Origin of the sequence: Rothia nasimurium (assembly GCF_928382285.1) — a bacterium.
Lineage (GTDB): Bacteria > Actinomycetota > Actinomycetes > Actinomycetales > Micrococcaceae > Rothia > Rothia nasimurium_E.
Genome location: NZ_CAKMSS010000001.1, coordinates 351,746 through 365,320 on the forward strand (window position 1 = coordinate 351,746; position 13,575 = coordinate 365,320).

The 13,575-nt window shown below is 61.0% G+C and carries 11 protein-coding genes; 10 read left to right on the forward strand and 1 reads right to left on the reverse strand.

Features of this window, described 5'->3' with window-relative positions; all coding sequences use genetic code 11:
* Positions 1-11: 11 nt before the first annotated feature.
* A complete protein-coding gene (locus L6758_RS01475; RefSeq protein WP_237198836.1) occupies positions 12-722 on the reverse strand; it encodes an MBL fold metallo-hydrolase in 711 nt (236 codons plus the stop codon).
* Between the two features lie 163 nt (positions 723-885).
* Between L6758_RS01475 and uvrA the strand changes: the two genes are divergently transcribed.
* From uvrA to secG, 10 genes are all read left to right on the forward strand, one after another.
* Complete coding sequence (uvrA, locus tag L6758_RS01480; protein WP_237198835.1) at positions 886-3,759, forward strand: excinuclease ABC subunit UvrA; 2,874 nt, start codon at positions 886-888, stop codon at positions 3,757-3,759.
* 122 nt (positions 3,760-3,881) lie between these two features.
* Positions 3,882-4,568 carry a lysophospholipid acyltransferase family protein gene (locus L6758_RS01485; protein ID WP_237204882.1) on the forward strand — a complete coding sequence of 229 codons (687 nt, stop codon included), beginning with the start codon at positions 3,882-3,884 and terminating at the stop codon, positions 4,566-4,568.
* 65 nt (positions 4,569-4,633) lie between these two features.
* On the forward strand, positions 4,634-6,622 hold the full coding sequence (uvrC, locus tag L6758_RS01490; RefSeq protein ID WP_237204883.1) for an excinuclease ABC subunit UvrC: 1,989 nt from the start codon (positions 4,634-4,636) through the stop codon (positions 6,620-6,622).
* A gap of 48 nt (positions 6,623-6,670) precedes the next feature.
* Positions 6,671-7,561, forward strand: coding sequence for an RNase adapter RapZ (gene rapZ, locus L6758_RS01495; protein ID WP_237204884.1), 891 nt, complete (start codon positions 6,671-6,673; stop codon positions 7,559-7,561).
* Positions 7,561-8,583 carry a gluconeogenesis factor YvcK family protein gene (locus L6758_RS01500; protein WP_423817404.1) on the forward strand — a complete coding sequence of 341 codons (1,023 nt, stop codon included), beginning with the start codon at positions 7,561-7,563 and terminating at the stop codon, positions 8,581-8,583. The genes rapZ and L6758_RS01500 overlap by 1 nt, the downstream gene beginning before the upstream one ends.
* Positions 8,584-8,645: 62 nt before the next feature.
* Entirely contained in the window at positions 8,646-9,626 is a 981-nt protein-coding gene (gene whiA, locus L6758_RS01505; protein ID WP_237195868.1) for a DNA-binding protein WhiA, read from the forward strand.
* A gap of 302 nt (positions 9,627-9,928) precedes the next feature.
* Positions 9,929-10,933 carry a type I glyceraldehyde-3-phosphate dehydrogenase gene (gap, locus tag L6758_RS01510; RefSeq protein ID WP_237185603.1) on the forward strand — a complete coding sequence of 335 codons (1,005 nt, stop codon included), beginning with the start codon at positions 9,929-9,931 and terminating at the stop codon, positions 10,931-10,933.
* Positions 10,934-11,084: 151 nt separating this feature from the next.
* Positions 11,085-12,308 carry a phosphoglycerate kinase gene (locus L6758_RS01515; RefSeq protein ID WP_237198831.1) on the forward strand — a complete coding sequence of 408 codons (1,224 nt, stop codon included), beginning with the start codon at positions 11,085-11,087 and terminating at the stop codon, positions 12,306-12,308.
* Positions 12,309-12,420: 112 nt separating this feature from the next.
* A complete protein-coding gene (gene tpiA, locus L6758_RS01520) occupies positions 12,421-13,197 on the forward strand; it encodes a triose-phosphate isomerase (protein WP_237198830.1) in 777 nt (258 codons plus the stop codon).
* Positions 13,198-13,271: 74 nt separating this feature from the next.
* Positions 13,272-13,529, forward strand: coding sequence for a preprotein translocase subunit SecG (gene secG / locus L6758_RS01525; protein WP_237185606.1), 258 nt, complete (start codon positions 13,272-13,274; stop codon positions 13,527-13,529).
* Positions 13,530-13,575: the final 46 nt, after the last annotated feature.

Below are 13,575 nucleotides of genomic sequence, written 5' to 3' on the forward strand. Positions count from 1 at the left end.
GGACTATTCTATTACCAGCCTCGCTCCTTCCACTCAGGCAGGTGGGGGCGTTCCTTGCCCAAGGTGGTGGAATCCCCGTGACCCGGTAGCACCAGGGTGCTATCACCAAACCGGTCGAAGATACGCTCAGATACATCGGCAAAGAGCTGCTCAAAGTCCTGCGGCGAGTTGGTCTTGCCCACCCCACCGGGGAAGAGGGAATCCCCGGTAAAGAGCAGAACCAGGTCACCGGCGTCCGCCCCCTCAGTAGCAGAAACCCGCAGAGCCAAGGCAATGGAGCCCGGGGTGTGCCCGCGCAAGGCAATGACCTCAAGCTCAATACCTGCTAAGGTCAGGCGCTCGCCGCCAACTAGGCGCTCTTCAACCTCGACACCTTCTTGCTCGGCAATAGCCTCAGCATCGGGGGCGCCACAATAGGTTGCCGGGTCCCAAGCTTCAACAGCCTCGGGCAGGGCACGGATATGGTCCCAGTGGGAATGGGTGGTCACCAGGGCGCGGACGCCAGCCCCCGCCTGGCCGTGGGTAGCGGGGGAGTCGGCGGCGGCAGCCTGCTGGACGAAAGTGCTGATGGCGGGAAAATCGTCCGCGGCGTCAATCAGCACCTGCCCACCGCTTGCCCGGTGGGTCAGCAGGTAGACGTTGTTTTCCATCTCCGATACCGCAATGGACCGCACGGTCAGGGCATCGGACTCAAAAATCAGGGTATTAGCTAGGTCACTCATGGCCCCATTCTAGGCGCTCACCCCGCCTTTGTACCATGCCCTGCCCGTTTTAAGACCCCAGAATGAGCAGGAGGCGGTACAAACCGGGAGGGGTAGACGCTTTCATCGCCCACGCAAAACCTATAGAATATATCTTCGAAACAATCTCTTAGATAGGTGACTCATGGCAGGCTCAGCCACTCAACCCATCGGCAACGACCTCACCCATATCCGTGTGCAGGGCGCCCGCGAAAACAACCTCAAAAACGTCGACCTCGACATCCCCCGCGACGCCATGGTCGTCTTCACCGGCCTCTCCGGCTCAGGCAAATCCTCCCTGGCTTTCGACACCATCTTCGCAGAAGGCCAGCGCCGCTACGTCGAATCCCTCTCCTCCTACGCCCGCATGTTCCTGGGCCAGGTAGACAAGCCCGACGTCGATTTTATTGAGGGCCTATCACCGGCCGTCTCCATCGACCAAAAATCAACCTCCAAGAACCCGCGCTCAACCGTCGGCACCATCACCGAAATCTACGACTACATGCGCCTGCTCTGGGCGCGCGTAGGTCACCCCCACTGCCCCGAATGCGGCGAGGAAATCTCCAAGCAGTCCCCCCAACAAATCGTTGATACCCTCATGGACTACCCCGAGAAAACCCGCCTGCAGGTGCTCGCCCCCGTGGTCTCAGCCCGCAAGGGCGAGTTCGTCGACCTCTTCAAAGAACTTTCTACCGCCGGCTACGCCCGCGCCCGCGTGGACGGCGAGGTCATCCAGCTCACCGACCCGCCCAAACTCGAAAAGCAGTACAAGCACACCATCGAGGTCGTTGTTGACCGTATTGCCATCAAGGAGAGCGTCCACCAGCGCCTGACCGACTCCGTCGAAACCGCGCTGGGGCTCGCCGACGGCAAGGTGCTCATCGACTTCGTGGACGAGGACGCCGACGCCCCGGGCCGCACCCGCTCCTTCAGCGAAAACCTGGCCTGCCCCAACGGCCACCCGCTGGCCGTCACCGAGGTAGAACCCCGTGCTTTCTCCTTCAACTCGCCCTTCGGCGCCTGCGCCGCCTGCGACGGTATCGGCTCCACCCTTGAAGTAGACACCGACCTGATCGTGCCCAACCCCGACCTCTCCCTGGCCGAGGGAGCCGTCGCCCCCTGGGCCACCGGCAAGGCAACCAGCGAATACTGGCTACGCCTCCTCGCCGGTCTCGCCGACGAACTCGACTTCGACCTCGCCACCCCCTTCAAAGACCTTCCCGCCAAGGTCAAAAAAGCTATCCTGAACGGCAAGGACTACAAGGTCACCGTCGCCTACAAAAACCGCTTCGGCCGCGAACGCCGCTACACCTCCGGCTTCGAGGGCGCCAGCGCCTACATCAAGCGCAAGTACGAAGAAACCGAATCAGACTGGTCCAAAGACCGCTACGAACAGTACATGCGCAAGGTCGCCTGCACCGCCTGTAACGGCGCCCGCCTCAACCCCACTATCTTGGCTGTCACCGTCGGCGGCAAATCCATCGCCGACGTCACCGAGATGCCCATGCGTGAGGCCCTCACTTTCATGCGCTCGCTGACCCTGAGCGAGCGTGAGGCTAAGATTGCTGAGCTGGTACTTAAGGAAATCGATGCCCGACTGCAGTTCCTGCTGGACGTGGGGCTGGACTACCTGAACCTTGCTCGTTCAGCTGGAACTCTTTCGGGCGGTGAAGCCCAGCGTATCCGCCTGGCAACCCAGATTGGTTCCGGCCTGGTGGGTGTGCTCTATGTGCTCGATGAGCCCTCCATTGGTCTGCACCAGCGCGATAACCGCCGTCTGATTGAAACCCTCACCAAGCTGCGCGATATGGGCAATACTCTCATCGTGGTGGAGCACGACGAAGACACCATGAAGGAAGCCGACTGGATCGTGGACGTTGGCCCCGGCGCTGGCGAGCACGGCGGGCAGATCGTGCACTCGGGTACCTTTGCCGAGCTCCTTGAGAATAAAAACTCCGTGACCGGTGACTACATGGCCGGACGCCGCGCTATCACGGTGCCCGCCACCCGCCGTCCGGTTGACCCCAAGCGCACCATCAAGGTCATCGGGGCCCGCGAAAACAACCTCAAAAACGTGGACGTCGAGTTCCCCCTGGGCGTTCTCACCGCTGTCACCGGCGTCTCCGGTTCGGGCAAATCCACCCTGGTCAACGATATTCTCTACACCTCCCTGGCAAATAAGCTCAACGGGGCCAAGCAGGTGCCGGGCCGTCACAAGACCATTACCGGCCTGGAGCACCTCGACAAGATTATCCACGTGGACCAGTCGCCCATCGGCCGCACCCCGCGTTCAAACCCGGCGACCTATACCGGCGTCTTTGACCACATCCGCAAGCTCTTTGCAGAAACCACCGAAGCCAAGATGCGCGGCTACCAGCCCGGTCGTTTCTCCTTCAACGTCAAGGGCGGACGCTGCGAAGCCTGCTCGGGCGATGGCACCCTCAAGATTGAGATGAACTTCCTGCCCGACGTCTACGTGCCCTGTGAGGTCTGCAAGGGCAAGCGCTACAACCGCGAGACCCTCGAAGTGCACTACAAGGGCAAGACTATTGCCGACGTCCTTGAAATGCCGGTCTCTGAAGCCGCCGAATTCTTCGCCGCTTTCACCAAGATTTCGCGATATCTTGATACCCTGGTGGACGTGGGCCTCGGCTATGTGCGTTTGGGCCAGTCAGCGACCACCCTCTCCGGCGGTGAAGCCCAGCGCGTCAAGCTGGCTACCGAGCTGCAAAAGCGCTCTAACGGCCGTTCCATCTACGTGCTCGATGAGCCCACCACCGGTCTGCACTTTGAAGATATCCGCAAGCTTCTTGGGGTGGTGCAGGGCCTGGTTGATAAGGGCAACACCGTCATTACCATCGAGCACAACCTGGACGTCATCAAGAGCGCCGACTGGCTCATCGACATGGGCCCCGAAGGCGGCGACGGCGGTGGCACCGTGCTGGCAACCGGTACCCCCGAGCAGCTGGCAACCGTTCCCGAATCCCACACCGGCCGCTTCCTAGCTGAGATGCTCTAGGGCAGCAGCACCCCGCCGGGGTATGCTAAATAGGTCAAAACAGCCCTAAAATTTCAAAAAGCATACCCCGGGTGGGGTGCCTGCCACGGTAGGCCCCGCCAGCTGTGCACCAAGGAGTTCTCATGTCCCTCAAATACAAGGCAACTCAAAAGACCGTCGAAGCCCTGCTCCGTACCGTCTTCCGCGCCCGCGTGACCGGCCTTGAGAACTTCCCCGCTGAGGGCCCCGTCATCGTGGCCTCCAACCACCTGGCCTTCCTTGACTCCGTGATTATCTCAGCCCTCATGCCCCGCCGGGTTGCCTTTCTCGCCAAGTCTGAGTACGTCAACTCACCGGGTCTTAAGGGCAAGGCCATGAAGACCCTCTTCCAGGTCATCGACATTATTCCGGTCAACCGCACCGACAAAAAAGAGTCCATGAAGGCCCTCGAAACTGCCCTCGACCGCCTCGACGAGGGCAAGGTCTTCGGTATCTACCCCGAGGGCACCCGCTCCCGCGATGGCTACCTCTATAAGGGAAAAATCGGGGTAGCCTGGCTGGCTCACATGACCGGGGCCACCGTAGTGCCTATCGGCCTGATTGGTACCGATAAGATTCAAAAGCCGGGCTCCAACATGGTCTACCCTCACCGTTTTACGGTGCGGGTGGGGGAGCCCATGACCTTCGAAAAACTGGGGGAGCGTATGAGTGGCAAGCAGCGCCGCCAGACCACCGACCAGATTATGGACGCTATCGCCCAGCTCTCTGGCCAGCCCCGCAAAAATGAATACAACGTCTCACCGTCAGCAGAACGCGACGGGGGAATCTAGCCCAGCACCCAGCGCGGGCTAGAGGCTCCTGCCGCTCCTGACCTAGCTCAAAGGACCTGATACACGTGGCCGATCCTGCCTCCTACCGCCCGGCGTCCGGCGAAATCCCTACCAACCCCGGGGTCTACCGCTTCCGCGACGAGGTGGGTCGTATTATCTACGTGGGTAAGGCCAAGAATCTGCGCAACCGCCTGAACTCCTATTTTGCCCGCGTAGATTCCCTGAGCCCCAAAACCTACGCTATGGTGCACACGGCCGCCTCGGTGGAGTGGACGGTGGTGGGCAGCGAGCTCGAATCGCTGCAGCTGGAGTACACCTGGATCAAGGAATACAAGCCCCGTTTCAACATCGCCTTCCGCGATGATAAGTCCTACCCCTACCTGGCTGTCACCCTTAAAGACCGCTTCCCGCGCGCCCAGGTCATGCGCGGGGAAAAGAAGAAGGGGGTGCGCTATTTCGGCCCCTACTCCCAGGCCTGGGCTATCCGCGAAACCCTTGACGCCCTCTTGCGGGTCTTCCCGGTGCGCACCTGCTCAGCCGGCGTTTTCAACCGGGCGCAGGCGTCCGACCGACCCTGCCTGCTGGGCTACATCGACAAGTGCGCCGCCCCCTGTGTGGGTAGGGTGAGCCGCGAAGACCACCAGAAAATTGCTGAGGACCTGTGCTCCTTCATGGCCGGGGGAGCCGAGAAGTTCATTGCCGACCTGACTCGGCAGATGAAGGACGCCGCCGCCGACTTTGATTTTGAAAAGGCGGCCCGCCTGCGCGATGACATCGAAGCCCTGACCAAGGCTTTTGAACGCAACGCCGTGGTGCTGCCCGATTCGGTGAATGCCGACCTGTTCAACTTTGTTGAAGATGACCTAGAAGCAGCGGTGCAGGTGTTTTATGTGCGGGCGGGGCGCATCCGCGGCCAGCGAGGCTGGATCGTTGAGAAGGTCGAAGACTCCACCCCCGAAGCCCTGGTCGACCACCTACTGGTTCAGGTCTACGGCGAGGCCGCTGCCGCCCTGGCCGCTGGGTCAACCGAGGAAGAGATTAACCACAACCTCAACGAGATACCCCGCCACATCAACGTGCCGGTTCTACCCGAAAACCACGAGAAGCTCGAAGAATGGCTCTCGGGTGTGCGCGGTGCCAAGGTGACCATTAGCGTGCCCCAGCGCGGCGACCGGGTTGAGCTGATGGCAACCGTTGCCGAGAACGCCAAACAGGCCCTGACCCTGCACAAGACCCGCCGGGCAGGGGACCTCACCACCCGCTCTGCCTCCCTGGTGGAGCTCCAAGAGACCCTGGAGCTGCCCGAAGCCCTCATGCGCATCGAGTGCTACGACATCTCCCATGTGCAGGGCACTAACGTGGTGGCCTCCATGGTGGTCTTTGAGGACGGCCTGCCCAAGAAGAGCGACTACCGCAAGTTCTCCATTACCGGGGACGCCGCCCGCGACGATACCGCCAGCATGTACGACGTCATCTACCGACGTTTCCGCCGCTATCTCACCGACGAGGCCCCAGGAACCCGGGTGCGGGCGTCCGGTCAAATCAGCGACGAGGACCTGCACACCAAGGAGCCGGCCAAGTTCGCCTACCCGCCCAACCTGGTCGTGGTGGACGGTGGCCAGCCCCAGGTTGCCGCCGCCACCCGGGCCCTCGAAGACCTGGGAATTACCGATATCTACGTGGTCGGTATCGCCAAGCGACTCGAAGAACTCTGGCTGCCGGGCGACGACTTCCCCGTCATCCTGCCCAGAACCTCTAACGCCTTGTACCTAATTCAGCGTATTCGCGATGAGGCCCACCGCTTCGCTATCACCTTCCACCGCTCTAAGCGGGGTAAAGAAATGGTCAAATCAGCCCTCGACACCGTACCCGGGCTGGGCCCCGCAAAACGCGAAGCCCTCATCAAACACTTTGGCTCTCTCAAACAGCTTTCTGAAGCAAGCGCCGAAGAACTTCAAGAGGTACCGGGCATTGGCCCCGCTATGGCCCAGAAAATACGGGAACGCTTTGCTCCGGGGCCTGGGAATGAACCCGAGAGTGAAGCAGTGCACTAAGCTAGAAGTACCAACCGAATGATTCGTGGAAGCGAGAGACCCCCACCCATGTCACCCCACTCCAGCGAGCAGACCGTCAAGCCGCAAATCCTTGTGATCACCGGTATCTCGGGCGCCGGCCGATCCACCGCAGCCAACACCCTCGAAGACGAGGGCTGGTACGTGGTCGATAACATCCCCCCGCAGATGCTCGGCTCCCTGGCCCAGCTCGTCAAGGATTCCCCCGGAACCCTCCCTAAGGTAGCCGTTGGCATCGACATCCGTGCCCGCCGACAGCTGGCCGACCTGCCCGAGGCTATTAACAAGCTCCGTGCCTCAGATATCGATTTCTCCATGCTCTTCATGGACGCCGCCGATAAGGACATCATCGCCCGCTACGAGGCTCAGCGCCGCCCCCACCCCCTGCAACAGGGCGGTCTTGTAGCTGAGGCAATTGCCGAAGAACGCCGCATCTTCGCTGGATTGCAGGAGGAAGCCGACTACGTTATCGACACCTCCGGCATGAATATCCACCAGCTGGCAAAAAAGGTGCGCGAAACCTACGCCCCGGGTAAGGAGCGTCTGGTTAACATCACCGTCATGAGTTTCGGCTTTAAGTACGGTACCCCCTCAGATGTGCACTACATGGCCGATATGCGCTTTATTCCTAACCCCCACTGGGTGCCCGGCCTACGCGCCCAGACCGGGCAGGACGCCGCCGTCCGCGACTTTGTTTTTGCCCAGGACGGCACCGAAGAGTTCATCAGCAACTACATCGCTGCACTACAGCCCGTTATCGCTGGCTACCGCCGTGAGGGTAAGCTCTACGCTACCTTCGCTATCGGTTGCACCGGCGGTAAGCACCGCTCGGTGGCCGTAAGCGAAGAAATCGCCCGCCGCCTGAGCGAGATGGAAGATGTCAACATCTCCGTGCACCACCGCGACATGGGGCGAGAATAATGTCTGAGGCAACCCGCATGAGCCGGTTCCCCGAAACCGGACTACTGCCTGTCACTGCCCAGGGGCACGACCTACCCGTGCGCGTCACTGCCCTGGGTGGTGGGCACGGCCTCTACGGCTCCCTATCTGCCCTCAAGCTCATTACCACCGCTCTGACCGCCGTGGTGACCGTGGCGGACGACGGTGGCTCCTCGGGTAAGCTCCGCGAAGAGCTGGACGTGCTGCCACCCGGCGACCTGCGCATGGCCCTCTCGGCCCTGTGCGACGACACCGACTGGGGGCGCACCTGGCGCGATGTTATGCAGCACCGCTTCACCTCCCGCAGCCCCGAACGTCCCACCGCCCTTGAAAACCATGCCCTGGGCAATCTGCTGATTGTCACCCTCTGGGAGCTTCTGGACGACACCATCGCAGGGCTGGACTGGGCCGGGGCCCTACTCAACGCCCGCGGGCGCGTGCTCCCCATGGCTACCTCGCCCCTGATTATTGAAGGCGATATCGTCACCACCAACGACCACGGGGTGACCTTCCGCGATACCGTCCAGGGCCAGGCAACCCTCGCCAAGGCAGGGCGTGTAGACAAGGTTCGCCTGCTACCCGAGAACACCGAAGCCTGCCCGGACGCCGTCCGTGCGGTGCACGAGGCCGATTGGGTGGTGCTAGGGCCGGGTTCTTTTTACACCTCCCTGCTCCCGCACCTGCTCCTGCCCGGCCTGCGCGACGCTATTCTCAACACCAGCGCCCAGATTTGCCTGGTCATGAACCTGGAGCTTGACGGCAAAGAAACCCGCGGTATGAGTGCCGCAGACCACCTGCTCGTTTTGCGTGAATACGTTCCAGAAATTAGGGTTAATACAGTTATCGCTGATCCTGCGACCGCAGGAGAGCGCACCACATTTGAAGACGTAGCGGCCCAGCTAGGGGCGAAGGTGCTCTGGGCTGACGTAGCGGAAGCCGACCAACCCGGCGTCCACGACCCCCTTAAACTAGCAGCTGCCTACAAGCACGTCTTCAAACGCTAACGCCGACCACACACCGGCACCCTCGCTTACGAGAGCAGACACTACTTTGGAGGAAGACCCGCATGGCCCTGACGGCATCGGTCAAAGAAGAGCTGGCACACTACGAAGCCACGCGCTCATCCGTGCGCAAAGCTGAGGTGGCCACAATCTTGCGCTTCACGAACGGTCTGCACCTTGTGCAAGGCAAAATCGTGGTCGAGGCTGAAGTTGACCTTGAAACTACCGCAGAGCGCCTGCGCTATAACATCGCCGAAATGTACGGCCATGAGGCTTCCATTACCTCTATCTCGGGTGGCGGGCTGCGCCGGGGCGGACGCTACGTTGTTCGCGTTGATCAGGGCGGCGAAGCGCTAGCCCGTCAGACCGGTTTGCTGGACGGACGCGGTCGCCCCGTCCGCGGTCTACCCCCTGCCGTGGTCAACGGCTCCCTGGCCGATGCTGAAGCTGTCATGCGCGGGGCCTTCCTGGCTCACGGTTCGCTGACCGAGCCCGGGCGTTCGTCCGCCCTGGAATTTACCTGCCCCGGCCCCGAGGCTGCCCTAGCCCTGGTCGGTGCCGCCCGCCGACTCGACGTGATTGCCAAGGCCCGCGAAGTGCGCGGAGTAGACCGGGTGGTCGTGCGCGACGGTGAGACCATCTCCCTGCTGCTAGAGCGCATGGGTGCTGTTGACGCCCTCGATAACTGGCGGGAACGCCGCGCCCGTAAAGAGGTTCGCGCGACCGCTAACCGCCTCGCTAACTTCGACGACGCCAACCTGCGCCGTTCAGCCCAGGCCGCTGTCGCCGCCGGTGCCCGTGTTGAACGGGCTCTGGAAATCCTGGGCGATAAGGTGCCCGAGCACCTGCGCTACGCCGGTGAACTGCGGGTTGCCCACAAGCAGGCGTCCCTTGACGAATTGGGCCGCCTGGCTGAACCACCCATGACCAAAGATGCTATCGCCGGTCGTATCCGCCGCCTGATTGCCATGGCCGATAAGCGAGCCGCCGAGCGTGGAATCCCGGGTACTGAAGCGGGCGTGAACGGCACAAACCACCCCAACTAGGCTGTGTGGGTTTTTGTTGGTTTGCCCTTTACTGGGTGGTCTTCCTCATGCTCTCACCCGACAAAACCCATATTTGCAGGTCAAAACGGGGGTCAAGCGTCCATAAACGCACGTAAGTCCACTTAAAAAAACGACAGAAACACACCAAAACTCACATAAACAGGGTATGATGGTTAACGAACCGGACGAGAGCTCACCCGCTTGAGCTGAAGGAACCACGTTTTCCCAAGTTCGGCGATGAAACGCCAGAACCGGCGTCTCGTCCACCAACGTCACTAACTGTATCTAGGAGTTTGATTTCAGTGACTGTACGCGTAGCTATTAACGGCTTTGGCCGCATCGGTCGTACCTTCTTCCGCGCAGCACAGCAGCACGGCGAAGGCTTCGAAATCGTTGCTATCAACGACCTGACCGACGTCAAGACCCTCGCACACCTGCTCAAGTACGACTCCATCATGGGTCGCTTCGACGGCGAAGTTGCTGTTTCTGAGAACGGCCTGACCGTCAACGGCAAGGAAATCAAGGTTCTGGCTGAGCGCAACCCCGCAGACCTGCCCTGGGCAGACCTCGGCGTAGACGTTGTTCTCGAATCCACCGGCTTCTTCACCGACGGTGAGAAGGCAAAGGCTCACCTCGAAGCTGGCGCCAAGAAGGTTATCCTCTCTGCACCCGGCAAGAACATCGACGGCACCTTCGTTATGGGCGTCAACGACGACCAGTACGATTCAGCCACCATGAACATCGTTTCAAACGCATCCTGCACCACCAACTGCCTGGCACCCATGGCTAAGGTACTGAACGACAAGTTCGGTATCGAGCGCGGTCTGATGACCACCATCCACGCCTACACCGCTGACCAGCGCCTGCAGGACGCCCCCCACTCAGACCTGCGCCGCGCCCGCGCCGCAGCCCTGAACATGGTTCCCACCTCAACCGGTGCAGCAGCAGCTGTTGGCCTGGTTCTGCCCGAACTGAAGGGCAAGCTGGACGGCTTCGCTGTTCGCGTTCCCACCCCCACCGGCTCCATCACCGACCTGACCTTCACCGCTTCACGCGAAGTTACCGTTGAAGAAGTCAACGCAGCCGTCAAGGAAGCAGCAGAGGGTGCCATGAAGGGCATCATCACCTACTCCGAGGAGCCCATCGTCTCCAAGGACATCGAAGGTGAGCCCGTTTCAACCGTCTTCGACGCACCCCTGACCAAGGTCATCGGCAACCAGGTCAAGGTTATCGCCTGGTACGACAACGAATACGGCTACGTTTCACGCCTGGTCATGTTCACCAACAAGGTAGTTGCAGCTCTCTAAGCTGTCATCCACCGGTCTTTCATGAGACAGCAATAGGATAGGGTTAGCGAATCGACGCGCACACGCGCGGTTCGCTAACCCTTACCTATACCCGGCACCACCCTGGTGCCCACCCCATTTACCCTCACAAACAATGGAGATGAAAACTCCCATGGCAAAGACTCTCGCAGAGCTCATCGACGGTGGCGTAGCAGGCCGCCGCGTTCTCGTCCGCTCCGACCTGAACGTACCCCTCAAGGACGGCGTCGTCACCGATGACGGCCGCGTCCGCGCCTCCCTGCCCGTACTCAAGAAGCTCACCGATGCCGGTGCCCGCGTCATCGTCACCGCCCACCTGGGTCGCCCCAAGGGCCAGGTAGACCCCCAGTACTCCATCAAGCCCGCGGCAGAACGCCTGGCAGAACTGGCAGACTTCCCCGTCATCATCGCAACCGACCTGGTGGGTGAGGACGCCAAGGCTAAGGCCGAGGCGCTGAAGGACGGCGAACTGCTCGTTGTTGAAAACGTACGCTACGACGCCCGCGAAACCTCCAAGGACGACGCCGAGCGCGCCGAATTCGCAGCAGAGCTGGCAGCCCTGACCGGCGAGAACGGTGCCTATGTCAACGACGCTTTCGGTGCCGTTCACCGCAAGCACGCCTCGGTGTATGACATCGCCAAGGAACTGCCCGCCTACCTGGGTGACCTGGTCAAGACCGAAGTTGACGTTCTGCAGAAGGTCATCAAGAACCCCGACCGCCCCTTCGTCGTTGTGATGGGTGGCGCTAAGGTTTCAGATAAGCTGGCAGTTATCGACAACCTCATCGGCAAGGCTGACGCCCTGCTCATCGGCGGCGGCATGGGCTACACCTTCGCCAAGGCCCAGGGCTACGAGGTCGGCCAGTCCCTGCTGGAAGAGGACCAGCTCGAGAACTGCAAGCGCTACCTCGAGGAAGCCCCCAAGAAGGGCACCGAGCTGATTATCGCCTCAGACATCGTCTGGTCAGATGACTTCTCCAACGACGCCAACACCGAGATCCGCCCCATCGAAGACCTGACCGGCGGTAAGCTGGGTGCCAAGGCAGAAGGCCTCGATATCGGTCCCGCCACCCGTGAACTCTTCGCCCAGAAGATCAAGGAAGCCAAGCTGGTCTTCTGGAACGGTCCCGTAGGCGTCTTCGAAATCGAAGCCTTCTCAGGCGGCACTAAGGCAGTTGCCGATGCACTCGTTGAATCGGAAGCCTTCTCCATCATCGGCGGCGGCGACTCAGCATCAGCAGTACGCAACCTGGGCTTCTCCGACGACCAGTTCGGCCACATCTCCACCGGCGGCGGCGCTTCCCTCGAATACATCGAAGGTAAGACCCTGCCCGGCCTCGAAGCACTCGGCGCCTAAAACAACACCACGTGGCAGTAAGCCACCCGGCGGTTAACCTGCCAGCGGGCAGGACGCCGCACCCGCCGCGTCCTGCCCACCCACCTCAAGATTTCGCGAAAGGAACGAGCCCATGACTCGCAAGCCCCTCATCGCAGGCAACTGGAAGATGAACATGGACCACACCGAAGGTGTGACCCTGCTCCAGAAACTGGCCTGGACCCTGGACGACACCAACTTCGACTATGACACCGCCGAAGTTGCCGTTTTCCCTCCCTTTACCGACATCCGCTCCGTACAGACCCTCGTTGACGGCGACAAGCTCAACATCGTCTACGGCGGCCAGGACCTCTCAGACCAGGACTCCGGCGCCTACACCGGCGACATCTCCGGTGTCTTCCTCAAGAAGCTCGGTGCAACCTACGTGCTGGTCGGCCACTCAGAGCGCCGCACTATCCACGGTGAAACCGACGCCGTCTGTGCTGCTAAGGTACAGGCTGCCTACCGCAACGAGCTCACCCCCGTACTCTGCGTCGGTGAAGGCCTCGACAAGCGCGAAGCCGGCGAGCACGTCGACTTCACCCTGGACCAGCTGCGCGGCTCCATCGAGGGCCTGACCGCAGAACAGGCTGAGACCCTGGTCGTAGCCTACGAGCCCGTCTGGGCTATCGGTACCGGCAAGGTTGCAACCGCAGCTGACGCCCAGGAAATGAGCAAGGCTATCCGCGAGGAACTGACCAAGCTCTACTCCGCAGAGATCGCCGATAAGGTTCGCGTACTCTACGGTGGCTCCGTTAAGGCAGCATCAGCCCCCGAGATCATGGCTGAGGCAGACGTCGACGGCGTACTGGTGGGCGGCGCTTCCCTCGACGCCACCGAATTCGCTAACATCGCTCGTTACAAGGCCTAAAAAATACCCTAACTAGGGGTATAGTAGATTGATGGCGCTTCGAAACGCCCTTCAACCCGACTGAAAGGTTCTGCGTGGAAACCCTCAAGATTATCCTGATGGTCCTCATCGCTATCGCGAGCATTCTTACCATCCTGCTGGTTCTACTGAACCGCGGTAAGGGCGGCGGCCTCTCAGATATGTTCGGTGGTGGCATGACCACCTCTCTGAACTCTTCGGGCATGGCATCTAAAAACCTGATTCGCCTGACCGTCACAGTCATCCTGCTGTGGGTCTTTGCGATTATCGGTTACGCCCTGGTGCTGCGTTTCTCTGAGGTTGCTGTTATCTAGGCTTACATCAAAAATTCCCGCCTACCGGTTCACCGGTAGGCGGGAA

What these genes read in the sequence shown, in the direction of transcription:
- L6758_RS01485 (WP_237204882.1), top strand. Translation starts at nt 3,882, where the DNA reads ATGTCCCTCAAATACAAGGCAACTCAAAAGACCGTCGAAGCCCTGCTC.
- L6758_RS01515 (WP_237198831.1), top strand. Translation starts at nt 11,085, where the DNA reads ATGGCAAAGACTCTCGCAGAGCTCATCGACGGTGGCGTAGCAGGCCGC.
- L6758_RS01500 (WP_423817404.1), top strand. Translation starts at nt 7,561, where the DNA reads ATGTCTGAGGCAACCCGCATGAGCCGGTTCCCCGAAACCGGACTACTG.
- rapZ (WP_237204884.1), top strand. Translation starts at nt 6,671, where the DNA reads ATGTCACCCCACTCCAGCGAGCAGACCGTCAAGCCGCAAATCCTTGTG.
- whiA (WP_237195868.1), top strand. Translation starts at nt 8,646, where the DNA reads ATGGCCCTGACGGCATCGGTCAAAGAAGAGCTGGCACACTACGAAGCC.
- uvrA (WP_237198835.1), top strand. Translation starts at nt 886, where the DNA reads ATGGCAGGCTCAGCCACTCAACCCATCGGCAACGACCTCACCCATATC.
- tpiA (WP_237198830.1), top strand. Translation starts at nt 12,421, where the DNA reads ATGACTCGCAAGCCCCTCATCGCAGGCAACTGGAAGATGAACATGGAC.
- L6758_RS01475 (WP_237198836.1), bottom strand. Translation starts at nt 722, where the DNA reads ATGAGTGACCTAGCTAATACCCTGATTTTTGAGTCCGATGCCCTGACC.